Origin of the sequence: Massilia sp. LMS1-1-1.1 (assembly GCF_040815535.1) — a bacterium.
Lineage (GTDB): Bacteria > Pseudomonadota > Gammaproteobacteria > Burkholderiales > Burkholderiaceae_D > Janthinobacterium > Janthinobacterium aestuarii.
On the sequence record NZ_JBFPNG010000056.1, the window covers coordinates 193,876 to 210,313 of the forward strand.

The 16,438-nt window shown below is 65.8% G+C and carries 11 protein-coding genes; 6 read left to right on the top strand and 5 right to left on the bottom strand.

The features are described from left to right. Nucleotides 1-31: 31 nt before the first annotated feature. Nucleotides 32-364, bottom strand: coding sequence for a hypothetical protein (locus MRBLMS1_RS25550; protein ID WP_139088933.1), 333 nt, complete (start codon nt 362-364; stop codon nt 32-34). 167 nt (nt 365-531) lie between these two features. Continuing rightward, nucleotides 532-1,713 (bottom strand): S1 family peptidase, encoded by a 1,182-nt coding sequence (locus tag MRBLMS1_RS25555; protein ID WP_257620420.1) that lies wholly within the window; start codon nt 1,711-1,713, stop codon nt 532-534. Between the two features lie 258 nt (nt 1,714-1,971). Between MRBLMS1_RS25555 and MRBLMS1_RS25560 the strand changes: the two genes are divergently transcribed. The 3 genes from MRBLMS1_RS25560 to MRBLMS1_RS25570 are packed head-to-tail and all read left to right on the top strand — an operon-like array spanning nt 1,972 to nt 6,634. Beyond that, nucleotides 1,972-3,927, top strand: a complete 1,956-nt coding sequence (locus tag MRBLMS1_RS25560) for a serine protein kinase (RefSeq protein WP_485882938.1) — start codon at nt 1,972-1,974, stop codon at nt 3,925-3,927. Nucleotides 3,928-3,929: 2 nt separating this feature from the next. Then, nucleotides 3,930-5,147, top strand: a complete 1,218-nt coding sequence (locus tag MRBLMS1_RS25565; RefSeq protein WP_485882940.1) for a DUF444 family protein — start codon at nt 3,930-3,932, stop codon at nt 5,145-5,147. Continuing rightward, a complete protein-coding gene (locus MRBLMS1_RS25570; protein WP_485882942.1) occupies nt 5,144-6,634 on the top strand; it encodes a SpoVR family protein in 1,491 nt (496 codons plus the stop codon). The genes MRBLMS1_RS25565 and MRBLMS1_RS25570 overlap by 4 nt, the downstream gene beginning before the upstream one ends. A gap of 99 nt (nt 6,635-6,733) precedes the next feature. Here MRBLMS1_RS25570 and MRBLMS1_RS25575 read toward each other — a convergent pair whose 3' ends face one another. Together MRBLMS1_RS25575 and MRBLMS1_RS25580 are read right to left on the bottom strand one after the other, a co-directional pair. Next, on the bottom strand, nt 6,734-8,020 hold the full coding sequence (locus tag MRBLMS1_RS25575; RefSeq protein WP_485882944.1) for an SDR family oxidoreductase: 1,287 nt from the start codon (nt 8,018-8,020) through the stop codon (nt 6,734-6,736). Next, nucleotides 8,020-9,348 (bottom strand): nucleotide sugar dehydrogenase, encoded by a 1,329-nt coding sequence (locus tag MRBLMS1_RS25580; protein WP_456150973.1) that lies wholly within the window; start codon nt 9,346-9,348, stop codon nt 8,020-8,022. Before MRBLMS1_RS25580 ends, MRBLMS1_RS25575 begins: the two co-directional genes overlap by 1 nt. A 241-nt stretch (nt 9,349-9,589) precedes the next feature. Here MRBLMS1_RS25580 and prsT point away from each other — a divergent pair, with 241 nt between their 5' ends. From prsT to MRBLMS1_RS25595, 3 genes are read left to right on the top strand one after another with little or no spacing between them, the layout of a single operon-like run. After that, a complete protein-coding gene (gene prsT, locus MRBLMS1_RS25585; protein WP_485882947.1) occupies nt 9,590-12,373 on the top strand; it encodes an XrtA/PEP-CTERM system TPR-repeat protein PrsT in 2,784 nt (927 codons plus the stop codon). A 3-nt stretch (nt 12,374-12,376) separates the two neighbouring features. Continuing rightward, nucleotides 12,377-14,854 (top strand): hypothetical protein, encoded by a 2,478-nt coding sequence (locus tag MRBLMS1_RS25590; RefSeq protein WP_485882949.1) that lies wholly within the window; start codon nt 12,377-12,379, stop codon nt 14,852-14,854. Then, complete coding sequence (locus MRBLMS1_RS25595) at nt 14,851-15,627, top strand: S1 family peptidase (protein ID WP_485882951.1); 777 nt, start codon at nt 14,851-14,853, stop codon at nt 15,625-15,627. Before MRBLMS1_RS25590 ends, MRBLMS1_RS25595 begins: the two co-directional genes overlap by 4 nt. A gap of 4 nt (nt 15,628-15,631) precedes the next feature. Here the strand turns inward: MRBLMS1_RS25595 and MRBLMS1_RS25600 are convergent, their stop codons facing one another. Then, the gene (locus MRBLMS1_RS25600) at nt 15,632-16,378 is read right to left on the bottom strand and encodes an N-acyl amino acid synthase FeeM domain-containing protein (protein ID WP_485882953.1); all 747 of its coding nucleotides are present in this window, start codon (nt 16,376-16,378) and stop codon (nt 15,632-15,634) included. Nucleotides 16,379-16,438 lie beyond the last annotated feature (60 nt).

Below are 16,438 nucleotides of genomic sequence, written 5' to 3' on the forward strand. Positions count from 1 at the left end.
GATCCACGGCAAGGCGAGGCCCACTTGCTGTCTACCAGCGCTGGATATCGATCTGGCCCGTGATGCTCGTTTCCACCGGATAACCCTCGACCTGCGACGGCACGCGCCGCTTGACGGACGAGTCGCGCAGATACACGACGAGCGCATCCTTGCCCACGGCTGTCTGCCCCACGCTGACGCCTTCCACGCCGTCGATGGCCATCAGCGCCCGCTCGTTGCGCCGCTTTGCCGCTTCCAGCCGGCCCTGGGGCGCGGCAGGAGCATATTGCCCCATGCCCTGTCCAGGCGTCTCATCCGGCAAATACGGCATGGCGGCGTCCTCGAAGACGCCATACGGCGATTGTGCGAATTTACTGTTTGACATGGCACACCCTCCTGATGCCTTCCATGATACACCCGGCCATCGGGCGCCGCAGCGCCGTTCGCCGGGCACATGGCGGCTGCCGCTCATACCATCATCATCGTGCAAAAAACAGCCTTATACAAGGACGAGGCGGCGCAACACCAGCGCCGCGCCGTCCCCTCGAGCGTTCAAGTGTACAAATTGATGTCGAGCGCCACCACCACCCGCCGCATCTGGTTGGCAAAGGTGATGTTATTGCCGCCAGCAAACAGCAGGCCGACGGGATTGCGCTGCTGGTTCCAGGTCCAGATGGACGAGCCGGAATCGCCGCCCGCGCTGAACGCCCCGCTCACGCCCGTGATGGCGATCTGGTCCTGGAACAGCGCGATCCTGCCTCCGCCGTAATTGACGTTGATGGTGGCGCCCAGGCCCGTGATGCGGCCTTGCGTCAATTGCGTCGTGCGGCCCGACTTGCCGACCATCATGCCCAGCGCGGGCGCCACCAGCGCATTGCTGATGCGGAAGTACGCAGGCACGCCGCCGCTCAGATAGACCAGTTCGGGACGCACCCTGTCTGGCCAGGCCCAGCCGGTGGCGCAATCGACGAAATTGACGCCGCCGCTGAAATTGATGGGCACGAAACGTTCGAGCACGGCCACCTGGTCTTGCGGGCAGCGGCCGCCGTCGATGGGGCCAGGCTGCACGATGCAGTCGTTGAACACGCCGCCGTTGGAATTGGCCAGCACGTGATTATTGCTAAGAATCATGAGGCGGCTGTTGCGCGGCGCGCTGCGCCCGACGGCCAGGCAGCCGATGGTGCCGGCCGTGATGCGGAAATGCCCGACCGACACGCCGCCCGGCGCCGGGCGCAAGCGGAAACGGTGCGGCTGCGCGTCGATCACGCCCGTGACGACGATATTGACGGGCACCCTGTCGCTGGACACGGCGCGCACGCCCATGGCGCCCACGATGGCGGCCTTGGCGCGGTCGACGGAAGTGGGCTCGGCCACGTACAGGGTCAGGGCCGGCAAGCCCGGCTCGCCGGACGAGCTGTCGCTGGCGCCCTCGCCCAGGCCGATGGACACGCCCTGGATATTGCCGCCGTCGCTGAAGGCATCGGCCGCGCGCACGCCGGCCGCCTGGGAGATGGACTGGCGCATGCCGTCTTCGATGCTGCGCTTGATTTCCAGCAATTCCATGCTGACGCCGCTCAAGGCGTCGGGCATGTCCGAGACGGACGCGCTCTCGATCGTATTGTCGTCTTCGCCGGGGGCGGCAAATTGGCCGACGGCCTCTTCATCGTCCGCGCTTTGTCCCCTGCCGCTGCCGCCAGGCGGGGCGCTGAAACCATTCTCGTTGCCGATCATCATGCTCTCCTCGTGGGTCGTTCCGAAACACCAGTGTGGGCTGGCTGCGCAGACCGGTATTGATCTGGATTGAATCGCGCTGACACGCGGCTGCCTTGGCCCAACGGGGGGGCAGCGAGGATAAAAATAGTTCCATCGTCAAGGTTGAGCGAGATCAGGCGTGCGGGCAGAGGCGGCGCCGTATACTTGGCTGGCAGGCTGGAATTGGGCCTGCTCCACGGCAGCAACGGTATGGATGGGGGAACAATGACGAGCCCTGGTATGACACGCCAATCCGACGACGCGCCTGCGGACCAGCATGCCGGTTTTATGCACGGCATGGCGGCCTGGGCGGAAAAACACCGCATCAGTCCCTGGCGCGGCAGTTTTGCCGACTTCATCGAGCAAATCCTGCCCGGCCGCGCGGCCCTGTTGACACGCAGCGCGCACCAGTACCTGTGGGACATGATGCGCTGGAACGGCCAGACGGACGGTGCCGGACGTTTCCGCTGCCGCCTGTTCGACGACGAGCTGTTCGGCATCGACGAGGCGATCGACCGGGTCGCCGCCTATTTCAAGGCGGCCGCCGCCGGCTCGGAAGTGGGCCGGCGCATGCTGCTGTTGCTGGGCCCGCCGTCGGGCGGCAAGTCGACCATGGTAATCCTGCTCAAGCGGGGGCTGGAAGAATACAGCCATAGCAGCGAAGGCGCGCTGTACGGCATCGCCGGCTGCCCCGTGCACGAATCGCCGCTGCATCTGGTGCCGCACAGCATGCGCGCCGACTTTCGCGCCAGCTATGATGCCGAGCTGCACGGCGAACTGTGTCCCCATTGCCGCGCCCGCCTGGAAGAACAGTACGCGGGCGACTTCCTGCGCATGCCCGTCGAGCGCATCCACCTGTCCGAGGCGGACCGCTGCGGCATCGGCACGTATGCGCCGCACGATCCCACCACGGCCGACCTGGCCGACCTCGTGGGTTCCGTCGACCTGTCGAAAGTGGCGCAGTACGGCGACGAAGGCGACCCGCGCGCCTGGTCGTGGTCCGGCGCCGTGTATGCGGCCAGCCGCGGCATGCTGGAAATGATCGAGATCCTCAAGGTCAAGCGGGAATTCCTCTATTTACTACTAACCCTGACGCAGGAAAAGAATGTCAAGGTGTCGCGCTTTCCCCTGATTTACCTCGACGAGACCATCCTCGCGCACACGAATCTGGCCGAATTTCGCAAATTCCTGCAAGAAAGCGAAAACGAGGCCTTGCTCGACCGCATGGTCATCGTGCAAGTGCCGTACACGCTCAATTACCGCGAAGAAGCGCGCATTTACCGCAAGCTGATCCAGGCGGCCGCGCCCGCCTTCCGCGATGTGCACCTCGATCCGCACGTGCTGCATGCGGCGGCCGTGTTTGCCATCCTCAGCCGCTTGCCCGAGGGCGAAGACAAGGAGGCCGAGCTGGTCAAGAAACTGCGCGTGTATGCCGACGAAGACGTCGACGACTTGCAGCATGCCGATATCCGCCGCGTGCGCGAGCGCGACAAGGCGCCCGACGAAGGCCTGTCGGGCGTGTCGCCCCGTTTCGTCATCAATGCCCTGTCGCACGCCATCATTTCCGCCCAGCGCAACAGCCTGTCCACCATGGACGTGCTGCTGGCCCTGAAAGATGGCATCGAAAGCGATGCGCGCATCGAACCGCGGCGCAAGCGCAAGTGGGTCGATTACCTGGTGCTCACGCGCAAGGATTTTTATAACCGCTGGGTCAAGGCCGACGTGCACAAGGCCCTGTTCGTGTCGTTCGAGCAGGAAGCGCAAGACTTGCTGAACAAATATCTCGATGAAGTCGAAGCCATGCTCGACAATCGCCAGATCCGCGACCCCATCACCAGCGAAGAACGCCGTCCCGACGAGCGCTTCCTGCGCGCCGTGGAAGAGAAAATCCACATCAGCGACTCGGGCAAGCAATCGTTCCGCCAAGAAGTGGTACGCAAGGCCATGAGCGCCTTCAAGCGGGGCGAGGCGTTTGGCCTGGGCAGCCATGCGCAACTGCACGACGCCGTCCAGCAATATCTGTTCGAACAGCGGCGCGACGTGCTGCGCCTGGTGGGCTCGGCCAAGCGGCCCGATGACGACGTGCGGGCCAGGATCTCCGCCGTCGAGCAGCGCCTGGTCGACGAATATGGCTATGACGCCCACAGCGCGCGCGAAGCGCTCAATTACGTGACCACCTTGCTGGCGCAGGAATAACCATGGCCGCCACGACCTCGCCAGGCAGCGGCAAGCACGATAACCCTGTGGGATCGTCCGCGCCGGGCCTGGCCCAACCCTGGTACGGGCTGTTCTCGCGCGGCGCGCGCGACTGGCTGCGCCACAACCAGAAAGTGCGCGACGCCGTGCAGGCGCACTTGCCCGAGCTGATCGCCACGCCTGACCTGATCGGCGGGCCGCAGCAGCGCACGGTGCAAGTACCCATGCATCTGCTCGAACATGCGCGTTTCCGCCTGGCACCCGCGCGCAACAGCGTGGGCGCGGGCCAGGGTGACGGCCAGCCCGGCGATATCCTGCGGGCGGCCCGTCCCGCCGCCACGGGCGGGGACGGAACGCAAGGCGAAGGCGGCAATGGCGAGGGGGCCGTGCGCCTGCTGCTCGAGTTTACCATCGACGATATACTCGACTGGCTGTGGGAAGCTTTCGAGCTGCCGCACCTGAAACCGCGCCACCCGGGCGCGATCGACGATGTACGGCTCGTGCGTAGCGGCCTGGACCGACATGGCGCCCGTTCGCGGCTGGACCGACGGCGCACCGCCAAGGAAGCGATCAAGCGGCGCGCCCTGCAAGCGCAACCCGTGCCTTTCACCAATGAAGACCTGCGCTACCGCCAGGTGCAGCCACTGCCCCGGCCCAGCACGAATGCCGTCGTGTTTTTCGTGCTGGACGTGTCGGCCAGCATGGCGCAGACCGAGCGCAAGCTGGCCAAATCCTTCTTTTTCTTTGCCTTGCAGGGCTTGCGCCGCAGGTATGCGCGCGTGGAAACGCGCTTCATCGCCCATACGACGCGGGCCTGGGAATTTTCCGAAGCCGAGTTTTTCCAGGTCAATGGCATGGGCGGCACCATGGCTTCCACCGCCTTTCGCCTGAGCCGCGAACTGCTGCAGGAACATTACGCGCCGGGCCGCTACAACGCCTACCTGTTCTATGCCTCCGATGGCGAGAACTTCAGCGAAGACCGGGGGGCGACCAGCCTGGCCCTGGGCGAACTGGCCGCCTTGCTCAACTATATGGGCTATGTGGAAACCGTGCCCGGCGTGCCGCGCAGCCTGGAAACGGAAATGCACAGCTTGTTTGCCGAGCAGGAACGGCGCGGCTTGCCCTTGCACAGCAGCATCCTCAGCAGGAATGACGATATCTGGGCTGCCATCCGCACCTTTTTCCAGCACGAGGCGGCCGATACGGAGGACACGGCATGACGCCTGATACAGCCAACTTGGACGGCTACGCGGCGCGCATCGAAGCGCTGGCGCGGGAAATGGGACTGGAGTTTGCGCCCGTCGAGTTCGAACTGGTGCCGGACAGCTTCATGGCCGAGATCGCCATCTATGGCTTGCCCGTGCGCATGCGCCACTGGTCGTTCGGCGTGCGCTACATCCACCAGCTCGTGCATCAAAAGATGGGCAACTCGCATATGTTCGAAGTCATGTTTCCCGGCGATCCTTGCCATGCCTACATGGCCGAGCACAATTCCGTGGCCGAAAACACCCTCGTCACGGCCCATGTGCTGGGCCACGCCGACTTCGCCAGCCGTAATGCCCTGTTTCTGCGTTTCGGCGCCATGGCGGGCCAGCACATCCTGGAACAAAGCGCGGCGCGGGCGCAGCGTCTCGAAATGGCGCTGCAACGGCACGGACAGGAGCAGGTGGAAGCCGTGCTCGACGCGGCACTGGCGCTGGAACAGCACGTGGACATCCACGCCGAGCTGCACCGCCCGCCCTATGCCACGCCATCCGGGCCAGCCGGTGTGGCCGGCACGCAAGACGGGGCTGGCGCAAACGATCCTTTTGCGGATCCTTTTACGCGGCGTTACCAGCGCTTGCCCGGTGAAGCGGCCGCGCTGGCGGCGCAAGAGGCGGCGCGGGCACGGCTGGCACAGCGTCCCCTCGTGCCGCCGCAGCCCGAATACGATTTACTCTGGTTCATTGCGCACTATGGGCCGGAACTGGCCGACTGGGAGCGCGACATTTTCCTGGCCGTGCGCGAAGAGTCGTTTTACTTTTATCCCGTGTACGCCTGCCAGATCATGAACGAAGGCTGGGCCTCGTACTGGCATGCGCGGCTGTTGCGCGAAGCCGACTTCCTGCCGCCGGCCCTGTACCTGTCCGCCATCAAGTCGCATTCGGACGTGGTGCGCCCTTATGCGGGCGAGCACCAGCAGGCGCTGGCGGTCAACCCCTATCACCTGGGTTTTTGCATGTGGGAACACATCATCGAGCGCCAAGGACTGGCGCGGGCGCGCCAGATTTGCCGCGACGATGACGACTGCAGCTTCATTCGCAACTATCTGGATGGCGAACTGGCAGACCGCCTGGGCCTGTTCGTGCATGAAAGCCACCGCGACGGCGAAGCGCGCCTGGCCAGCCGCGACTTGCTGGCCATCCGCGAAGCCATCCTGGCCCCCAAATACAACTATGGCGCGCCATGCATCGCCGCCACCCTGCTCAACGACGACGGCAGCCTGGTACTGCGCCACGATCACCAGCGCGACGGGCGCGGCCTCGACCTGGAGCGGGCGGAACAGGTGCTGGCCTACATCGCCCGCGTCTGGCGCCGTCCCGTCACCCTGCATACGGCCGATTTCCGCGGCACGCCCCGGGTTCTGCGCAGCAAGATCGATGGCGTACCGGAACCGCCCGCGCCGCCTGCGTCAACCATGCCGGCAGCGCCGCCTGCGCAACACTGAACACTGAACACTGAACACTGAACACTGAACGGCAGGCGGTCGGGCGGATATCAGGATGTACCTTGCCAGCATATGCCTCGCGCGTGGCAAGCTTGCCATTCAAGCCCCTTCAGCCTGTTCCACATACCAGGCGATGGTCTGCCGCAAGCCTTGCGCCAGATTGTGCGTGGGAACATAACCGAGCAGGCGGCCCGCCTTGGCAATGTCCGCCTGCGAATGGCGCACGTCGCCGGCGCGAAATTCGCCATAGTGCGGCGCCAGCGGCACGTGCTGCGGGCGGGCGGCCAGCAGCATCTGCTGCATGGTGGCGTGCAGCTGCGTCAGGCTGGTGCGGGCGTTGACGGCCACGTTGTAGACCTGGTTGACAGCTGCCGGGTCGGCGCGCGTGGCGGCGAGGATATTGGCTTGCACGGCGTTGTGCACGAAACAGAAGTCGCGGCTGGTGGCGCCGTCGCCATGGATGTGTACGGCCTGCTTGTCCAGCATGGCGGCGATCCAGCGGGGAATGACGGCCGCGTAGGCGCCCAGCGGGTCCTGGCGCGGACCGAAGACATTGAAATAGCGCAGCCCCACCGTCTGCATGGCGTAGCAGCGCGCGTACACTTGCGCATACAGCTCGTTGACATATTTACTCAAGGCATATGGCGACAGCGGCGCGCCGATGTGCTGTTCCACTTTCGGCAAGGCCGGGTGGTCGCCATACGTGGCGCTCGAGGCCGCATATACGAAGCGCCGCACGCCCGCATCGCGCGCCGCGGCCAACATGTTCAGGAAGCCGCTGACATTGACGGCGTGGCACAGCAGCGGGTCTTCCAGCGAACGCGAGACGGAACCGAGCGCCGCCTGGTGCAGCACAAAATCGACGGCGGCGTCGGCGACGGGGCCGCCCGCACCGGCACGGGCGCGCTCGCCCAAGCTGTAGTCGCCGCTGCCGCTGCCACGGCCACTGCCACCATCGGCCGGATCTGTCTCGCCGTCTGCCTCGCCATCGCCATCGCCTGCGCCTGCGCTGGCGGCCTGGCTGTCGGCCTGGCTGGCGGCCTGCGCAGGCGTGCCGCATGCACGCGCGCACACTTGCGGATCGCGGATATCGCCTTCGATGAAGGTGAAGCGCTGCCACGCCTGCTCGCCCACGCTGGCGCGCACCTGTTCCAGGTTGTGGCGGTGGCCCGTCATGAAATTGTCGAGACCGCGCACTTCCTGTCCCAGCTTCAGCAGGGTTTCCAGCAGGTGCGAACCGATGAAGCCGGCCACGCCCGTCACCAGCCAGCGCCGAGGTTCCTTGGCCAGCTGTGCGCAGGCTTGCGCATAAGCGCCGGCAGCAGGATCGCCAGCGGTGGCGTTTCGCGCCGCGTTTGCGGCCCGATCGAAGGTCTCGGCCGCCATCACAGCCGCCACACGTGCAGGCCGCCGTCTTCCAGCGGGCGGGGGTCGAAATGCGATTTGATATCGATGAAACAGCCGTTTTCCAGCACCTTGGCCTGGAAGTCGGCCAGCGGACGGGCCAGCAAGGCCTGGTGCGAGACGGCGCTGATGATGGCCTCGGCCTGCGGCAGCTGTTCCCAGCTTTCCAGCAATAAACCGTATTCTTCCAGCGCTTCGCGGCCATCGGCGACGGGGTCGTGCACGTGCACCTGCACGCCGTACGATTGCAGTTCGTGGATCATGTCGACCACTTTCGAGTTGCGCAGGTCCGGGCAATTTTCCTTGAAGGTCAGGCCCAGCACGTTCACGTGCGAGCCTTTCAATTTGAAGCCGGCACGCACCATTTCCTTGATGGTTTTTTCCGCCACGAACTTGGCCATGCCGTCGTTGATGCGGCGCCCGGCCAGGATCACGTGCGGGTGGTAGCCGAGCATTTCCGCCTTGTGCGTCAAATAGTATGGGTCGACGCCGATGCAGTGGCCGCCCACCAGGCCGGGCCGGAACGGCAGGAAATTCCATTTCGTGCCCGCCGCCTGCAGCACTTCCAGGGTGTCGATGCCGATGCGGTCGAAGATGATGGCCAGCTCGTTCATCAGCGCAATGTTCAGGTCGCGCTGCGTGTTTTCGATCACCTTGGCCGCCTCGGCCACCTTGATGCTCGACGCCCGGTGCACGCCCGCCTCGACCACGCCTTCATACAGGGCGGCCACCTGGTCCAGGGTGGCGTCGTCGTCGCCCGAGACCACCTTGCGGATGCTGTGCAGGGTGTGGTCCTTGTCGCCGGGGTTGATGCGCTCGGGCGAAAAGCCCACATGAAAGTCTTCCTTCCAGCGCAGGCCCGAATGCTGTTCGAGGATGGGGATGCAGATTTCCTCGGTCGCGCCCGGGTACACGGTGGACTCGTAGATGACGATGGCGCCGCGCCGCATGTGCCGTCCGACGGCCGCGCTGGCGCCGGCCAGGGCCGAGAAATCGGGATTGTGCGCGCTGTCGACGGGCGTGGGCACGGCAACGACGATGAAATCGGCCAGTTCCAGCTCGGCCGGATCGCAGCCGACGCTCAGCCATTGCGCGGCGCGCAGCTGTTCCGTGCTCACTTCACCGGTCGGATCGACATGGCTACGGTAGCTTTCCACCTTGCGTGCCGACAAGTCAAAGCCGATCGTGCGCTGGCGCATGCCAAACGCCACGGCCAGCTGCAAGCCCACGTAACCGAGCCCCACCACCGCCACCACGCCGCCCTTGCCAATCGCCTTGCTATTCACATTGCTCTCCACCTTGCTGTCCATATGCATGTGCTCCGAATGGTTGCGGCACGAGCATCGCCGTCCGGGAAATTCTACGGTTGCCAATCGGGCCATTCTTGAGCGGGAACAAGAAACACGGGCCGGCGGCCGGCATGCACGCGGACAATCAGCGGCTTGTTGAGCGCAATCAAGGAGTCCGGCGGCCATCTTTTTAAGCTAGGCCATGCCCATCGCTCATCGCGAATCGGCTAATCGACCACGCACGCCGTTACCGGAGACTTCCATGGCCCGTTCCCTGCCCCGCCCCTTCCCTGGCCTGCCGGCCGCCGCGCTGTGCTGCACCCTGCTGCTGCCCCTGCTGACGGCTTGCCATGGCACGCAGAGCAGTGCATCCCTGCTGGCCGACGCGCAGCAATACCGGCAGAAAGGCGAGGCGCGGGCCGCCATCATCCAGTTGAAGAACCTGCTGCAAAAGGAACCGGACAACGCGGCCGCGCGCTTGCTGCTGGGCAGCATCTATATCGACACGGGCGAAGCGCTGTCGGCCGAGAAGGAATTACGCAAGGCAAAATCGCTGGGCCTGGCGCCGCAGCAAGTGATGCCCCTGCTGGGCAAGGCCTGGCTGATGCTGGGCCAGTTCGACAAGGTGCTGGCCGAGATCGCCGACGATGCGGCGCAGCCCGCCAGCGTGCTGGCCCTGCGCGGCGACGCCTTGCTGGCCCTGGGCCGCCAGGACGAGGCGCACGCCCTGTACTCGCGCCTGCTCGAAGCCCATCCCGACCAGGTCGAAGCCTTGCTGGGCCTGGCGCGTCTGTCGGCGCTCGACCACCAGGTGCCGGCGGCCGAGCTGCTGCTGGCGCAAGCCTTGAAAAGCGCGCCCGCCAACCTCGACGCCTTGCGCCTGCAGGGCGACCTGCTGCGCCTGCAAGGCAAGAACGGCCCGGCGCGGCTCGCCTACATGCAGATACTCAAGATAAAACCGGACAATACCCAGGCGCACATCGACCTGGCCAACCTCGATATCGTGGAAAACCGCTATGCGGAAGCGTCGGCCCAGCTGGCCACGGCGCGCAAGACGGCACCCAACAGCCTCGGCTTGCTGCAAGCCCAGGCCCTGCTCGATTTTCGCCAGGGCAAGAACAAGGCGGCCTTGCAAGCCTTGCAGCTGGTGCTCAAGGCGGCGCCCGACCACATGCCGTCCATCCTGCTGGCCGGCGCCGTGCAGCTGGCGCTCGGCTCGCCGCCACAGGCGGAAAACTATCTGCGGCGCTTCCTGGCCGTGTATCCCAGGCATTTGTATGCCGTCAAGATGATGGCGTCGATCGAATTGATGCGTGGCAAGACCGACGCCGCCATCGACTTGCTGCAACCGATGCTGGCCGCCTTCCCGGAAGACGTGGAATTGCTGTCGCTGGCTGGCGAAGCCCACTTGCGCGCGCGCCAGTACGACAAGGCAACCGCGTATTTCGAACAGGCGAGTACTTTGGCGCCGGACACGGCCAGGCTGCATGCGGCCCTGGGCATCAGCCGCCTGGGCATGGGCGAAAACAGCCGCGCCATCAATGAACTGGAACGCGCCAGCATGCTCGACAAGAGCACGCCGCAAGCAGGCACCATGCTGGTGATGACCTTGCTGCGCAACAAGCAGAACGACAAGGCCCTGGCCAGCGTCAAGATGATGGAAGAGCAGCAGAAAGGTACGAATCCTTTGCTGCTGAACCTGAAAGGCGGCGTCTACCTGGCCTTGCGCGACTTGCCTGCCGCGCGCGCCAGTTTCGAGCAGGCGCTGAGCATGGACCCCGTCTACCTGCCCGCCTTGAACAACCTGGCGCAGATCGACCTGGCCGAGAAAAAGCCGGAGCAGGCAAAACAGCGCTTCGAGAAAGCGCTGGCGAAAGCGCCGAAAAATGCCGACCTGTGCGCAGCGCTGGCCAAGCTGGCCGCGTCGCAAGGCAAGACGGAAGAGGCGCGGCGCTGGCTCGAACGGGGCCACCGCGACAATCCCGATGCCGTCGCGCCAGCCCTGCTGCTCAGTAACTTTTACCTGAAGACGGGCGCGCCCGACAAGGCGCTGGAACTGGCGCGCACCTTGCAAACAGGCCACCCGGGCGACGCCGATGCGCTGGCCCTGCGCGCCCAGGTGGAATACAGCGCCGGCCTGGCGCCGGCAGCGCTCGACAGCTACAACAAGCTGGCCAGCATACAGACCACGTCCGCGCCCTTGCAGATGCGCATCGCCAGCCTGCATCTGGCGCTGGGCGACCACCAGAATGCGCTGCAAGCCGTCAAGCGGGCGCAAGTGATTGACCCGACCCTGCTCGAAGCGCGCGTCGTCGAAGTGGCACTGCTGCTGAACCTGAACCGCCAGCGCGAGGCGCTGGCCGTGGCGCGGCAAGTGCAGGAACAGCAGCCGAAGCTGGCGGCCGGCTACAAGCTCGAGGGCGACGTGCTGATGGAGCAAAAGCTGCCGCAGCAAGCCGTCAAGCTGTACCAGCACGCGTTCGGCATCAGCCCCATCGGCCCGTTGCAGGTGCAGCTGTACCGCGCCTTGCAGGCTTCCGGGCAAGAGCGCGAAGCCGATGCGCGCATGGCCACCTGGCTGAAGGAGCATCCGGAAGACTTGCCGACGCGCACCTACCTGGCGGGCACCCGGCTGGCGGCCAAGCAATACCGCGCCGCCATCGAGCACTTCCAGTATGTCGTTGCCAAGGACACGGATAACGTGGTGGCGCTGAACGACCTGGCGTGGGCGTATCAGCAGGAAAAAGATCCGCGCGCGCAGGCCACGGCCGAGCAGGCACTGAAGCTGGCCCCCGGCAATCCCGCCGTGCTCGACACCCTGGGCTGGATCGTGTTGCAGCAAGGCGACGTCAAGCGCGCCACGGCCCTGCTGCGCAAGGCGGCGGACCTGGCGCCGAAGTCGCCCGAAGTGCAGTACCACCTGGGCGCGGCCCTGGCGAAATCGGGCGACAAGGGCGGCGCGCGCAAGCAGCTGGAACAACTGCTGGCCGCCAACAAGGACTTTCCGCAGCGGGCCGAGGCGCAGGCCTTGCTGACCCAGCTGTAGGCCATGGCTGTGCACGCTGCCATGCCTGGCCTGGCAGCGCGGCCGCTGGCCCTGCTGGCGGGCGCGGCCTGCATGCTGGCCTTGCGCCACTATCCGCTGGGCCACGGCTGGCCCGGCCTGCTGTTTGCCGCCCTGCTGCCCGCGTATTTCCTGCTGCTGTGCTGGCGTCCCGCCTGCTGGCTGTTCTGCGTGCCCGCCCTGCTGCCCGTGCTGGACCTGGCACCGTGGACGGGCTGGTTCTTCCTCGAAGAAATCGACGTGCTGCTGTTGCTGACCGTGGCCTGCGGCTATTGGCGCCTGGGCGGACCGGCCCACCCGGCAGCGGCGCGGCTCTCGCCCGCCGCCCGCGCCTGTTTGCTGCTGTGCAGCCTGGCCTGGCTGGCGGCGCTGCTGCGCGGCGTCCTGCCGCTGGCGCCGCTCGAACTGAATGCCTGGGATAACTACCTGAGCCCCTACAACAGCTTGCGGCTGGGCAAGGCCTGGGCCTGGAGCATGCTGCTGTTGCCGCTGCTGCTGCGCGACGCGGACCCTGCCGCCTTGCGCCGCTACGCGCTGCCGGGCATGCTGGCCGGGCTGGCCATGGTGTCGCTGTTCGCCCTGTGGGAACGGGCCGTGTTTCCCGGTCTGTCGAACTTGTCCAGCGACTACCGCATCACGGCGCCGTTTTCCGCCATGCACACGGGTGGCGCCGCACTGGACGGCTACCTGGCCCTGAGCCTGCCGTTTGCCGCACTGTGGCTGGCGCGCGCCAGCAGCCGCTGGCAGGCGGTGCTGGCCATGCTGCTGCTGGCCCTGGCCCTGCACGCGGCGTTCACGACCTTTTCGCGGGGCTTGTACGCGGCCCTGGCCGCGGCCATGCTGCTGGGATTCTGGCAAACCCTGCGGACGGCGCCCGGCGCGGCGCGGCGCGCCCCTTCCCATTCGCCATTGCGCGGAGTGCTGCTGAGGCTGCTGCTGGCGGGCCTGGGCACCGTCCTGCTCGTGTACATGTTCAGCCTGGCCGGCTACCGGGGCTTGCTGGCCGCCGTCGTCCTGTTCGCGGCCAGCTTCGTGCTGGCGGCGCGGCCCTTGCCGTGGCGCCTGGCGCCTGCCAGCCTGCTGTGCGCTCTGTGCCTGCAAGGCTTGCTGGCTGCCTGGTGGCCGGAACCGTCCGGCCACCAGGCAGCCGGCTGGCTGAAAGGCCCGTATTTCCTGTTCCTGCTGGCGGCCGTGCTGCTGACGGCCGTGCTGCTGCCCGGCCCCCTGTCGTCCAGCGGCACCGGCGGCAAGGAACCCGCCAGGCTGGGGCTGGCGATGATGGCGTGGACCATGCTGGCATGCAATCTCGCCTGGATAGGCTGGCACTGGGCGGGACCGCCGGCCCTGCTGCCGGCCGGCCTGGTCGTGCTGCTGGCCATGCTGATGCTGTGCAATGGACGCCTGCGCCCGCCGTTGTGGCGGCTGGACCGCGCCAGCCTCAGCATCGTGGGCGCGGCCGGCATCCTGCTGCTGCTGGCCATACCCGTGTCGGCCAGCTACTACGCCACCGAACGTTTCGCCACCACGGCCTTCGACATGCAAGGCCGCTTGCGCCATTGGCGGCAGGCGCTGGCCATGCAGCCGTCCGACTGGGGCGATCGCCTGTTCGGCATGGGTAGCGGCAGCTTTCCCGCCACGTATTACTGGCACAATCCCCAGCGCGAGGTGCCGGCCAGCATCGCGTATGCGGAAGACGGGGAAAACCGGTATGTGCGCCTGGCCAGTCCCGGCTACAGCGCCGGCTATGGCGAATTGCTGCGGCTGCTGCAGCGGCTGCCCGTGCAGCCCGCCACGCACTACACGTTGGCGCTCGACGTGCGGCGCACGGGACCCATGCCCGTGCTGCTGGTGCGCCTGTGCCAGCGGCAATTGCTGTACGCGCAGGGCTGCGTGAACGTTCCGCTGCGCCTGCGGCCTGTGCCGCCTGGCACGCAGCCCGGCGGTTGGCAACACTATGAAGTGCCGTTCGACAGCGCCTGGCTGGGCGCCGGTGCCTGGCTGCTGCGTCCGCCCGTGCAGCTGGAGCTGGCGGCCAGCGGCACGGCCACCTCGTCGGTGCTCGAAGTCGACAATCTGAGCTTGCGCGCGCCGGGCGGCGAGGAACTGATCGCCAACGGGAGCTTTACGCAAGCCAACAATTACTGGTTTTTCAGCAGCGACCACCACCACTTGCCCTGGCATATCAAGAGCATGGCCTTGCATTTACTGATAGAAACGGGCTGGTGCGGCGCCCTGTCAATGCTGGCCCTGCTGGTTCTGGCCGGCCAACGCCTGCTGCGCCAGGCCGCGCGCGGCGATGCAGGCGCGCTGGCGTGCGCCGCCGCCCTGCTGGGTTTTCTCGTCGTCGGCCTGTTCGACAGCCTGCTCGACGTGCCGCGCATCGCCCTGCTGTGCTACCTGATGCTGCTGTGCGCGCTGCTGCAGCCCGTGCCACCTCCTCACGTTGAAAGTGCGCCGTTATGAAAGCCCTGCCGTTTACATGCTTGTCCGCCCTCGTGTTTTGCCTGGTCTTGGCCAGCGCGCCGTGCCGCGCCGATGCGCCGCTGGCGCAAACCATCGCGCGCATCAAACCATCGATCGTCGGCGTGGGCAACCTGCAAAAAACGCGCACGCCGCCGATGAATTTCATCGGCACGGGTTTCGTGACCGGTGACGGCCTGAGCGTGCTCACTTGCGCCCATGTGATTCAGAAACTGCTCGACGCCAATCCGAACGAGGTCATCGGCATACTCACGGGCCAGGGCGAGGTAACGCAATTTCGCCCCGCCAAGGTCCAGGCGCTGGACACGGAACACGACCTGGCCTTGCTGCGCCTGGCGGGCGCGCCCCTGCCCGCCCTGGCGCTGGGCGACGCGGCCACGGTGCGCGAAGGCCAGGCCATGGCCTTTACGGGATTTCCGCTGGGTACCTTGCTCGGGCTGCGCCACGTGACGCACCGCGCCACCGTGTCATCGCTGACACCCGTGGTCATGCCCAGCGAAAACGCGCAGCGCCTCGACGTCCGGCGCCTGGCGCAGCTGCAAAAGGCGCCGTACACCGTGTTCCAGCTAGACGCGACGGCGTATCCGGGCAGCAGCGGCAGTCCCTTGTTCGATCCCGAGACCGGTCTCGTCTACGGCATCGTCAACATGGTGTACGTCAAGGGCCTCAAAGAGGCAGCCATCAGCGCGCCCAGTGGCATCACTTACGCGATTCCGGGCAGCCACATGCAGGCGATCTTGCTGAAGAATAAATGAATGCTCAGTTGCGCCCCTGCCTCAGCCGGCCGGTAATGCCGGGCTCATCCCATGTCGGAAAAAAAAAGGGGTAAAACGACCGTTCACCCCCATGCTGTTCCATCAGGCCACCGAATTTACGGATCTGGGCCCCCATGTAATCGAGGTCCAGCCGTAGCAGCACGGCCGGCGCCCCCACGCGCGTGCACTCGCGCTCGCCGCCGAAGTCCTGGAAACCCAGCATGCGCTTGTAAAACACCACGTGGCGCGGGTTGACTTCGATCACGTAATCCGTAAAGCAGTGAATATTGTGGGCATAGATATAAGAAATATGAATCAGCGCCGCAAACACGCGCTTGCTCACGCCCTTGTCGATGGCCAGGCGCGACGGTTCGCACAGGCGCCGGCCCTGCGCGCGCAGGACGTCGAGCTTGTCGCGGAAGTTTTCATCGGCGGGCAAGCCCGTCTCGTCATTGTCGAGGCACAAGGTCATGGTGCCGACGGTGGTGCCGGCCGTTTCCGCGAACAGCGTGATTTTATTCAGCGCATGCGCGGTGCAGGGATCGACGGCATAGCCGCGCCAGCCGTACATCTTGCGGATCAGCAAACTGGCCGCTTCGCGCCGGCCACGCGAATTGGCCATGCGGATATGAAAGCGCTGCAGGTCGAGCTCGTGCTCCATGGCCGGGTCGATCTGCCCCTCGCCCACCACCAGGTCACTGAAGGTGCCTGGCGTGTCGAAGGAAATTATGGGTTCATCTTCAAAGCTCATCTTGTCCTCACGTTCATCGGCAGCCGTCGAGACGGACTGAAGCCAATGCCTTGTGACAAG

Excerpts from the sequence above, each read along its gene's own strand:
- MRBLMS1_RS25590 (WP_485882949.1), top strand. The coding sequence starts at position 12,377 with ATGGCTGTGCACGCTGCCATGCCTGGCCTGGCAGCGCGGCCGCTGGCC.
- MRBLMS1_RS25575 (WP_485882944.1), bottom strand. The coding sequence starts at position 8,020 with ATGGCGGCCGAGACCTTCGATCGGGCCGCAAACGCGGCGCGAAACGCC.
- MRBLMS1_RS25580 (WP_456150973.1), bottom strand. The coding sequence starts at position 9,348 with ATGGACAGCAAGGTGGAGAGCAATGTGAATAGCAAGGCGATTGGCAAG.
- MRBLMS1_RS25570 (WP_485882942.1), top strand. The coding sequence starts at position 5,144 with ATGACGCCTGATACAGCCAACTTGGACGGCTACGCGGCGCGCATCGAA.
- MRBLMS1_RS25550 (WP_139088933.1), bottom strand. The coding sequence starts at position 364 with ATGTCAAACAGTAAATTCGCACAATCGCCGTATGGCGTCTTCGAGGAC.
- MRBLMS1_RS25560 (WP_485882938.1), top strand. The coding sequence starts at position 1,972 with ATGACACGCCAATCCGACGACGCGCCTGCGGACCAGCATGCCGGTTTT.
- MRBLMS1_RS25555 (WP_257620420.1), bottom strand. The coding sequence starts at position 1,713 with ATGATGATCGGCAACGAGAATGGTTTCAGCGCCCCGCCTGGCGGCAGC.
- MRBLMS1_RS25595 (WP_485882951.1), top strand. The coding sequence starts at position 14,851 with ATGAAAGCCCTGCCGTTTACATGCTTGTCCGCCCTCGTGTTTTGCCTG.
- MRBLMS1_RS25600 (WP_485882953.1), bottom strand. The coding sequence starts at position 16,378 with ATGAGCTTTGAAGATGAACCCATAATTTCCTTCGACACGCCAGGCACC.
- prsT (WP_485882947.1), top strand. The coding sequence starts at position 9,590 with ATGGCCCGTTCCCTGCCCCGCCCCTTCCCTGGCCTGCCGGCCGCCGCG.
- MRBLMS1_RS25565 (WP_485882940.1), top strand. The coding sequence starts at position 3,930 with ATGGCCGCCACGACCTCGCCAGGCAGCGGCAAGCACGATAACCCTGTG.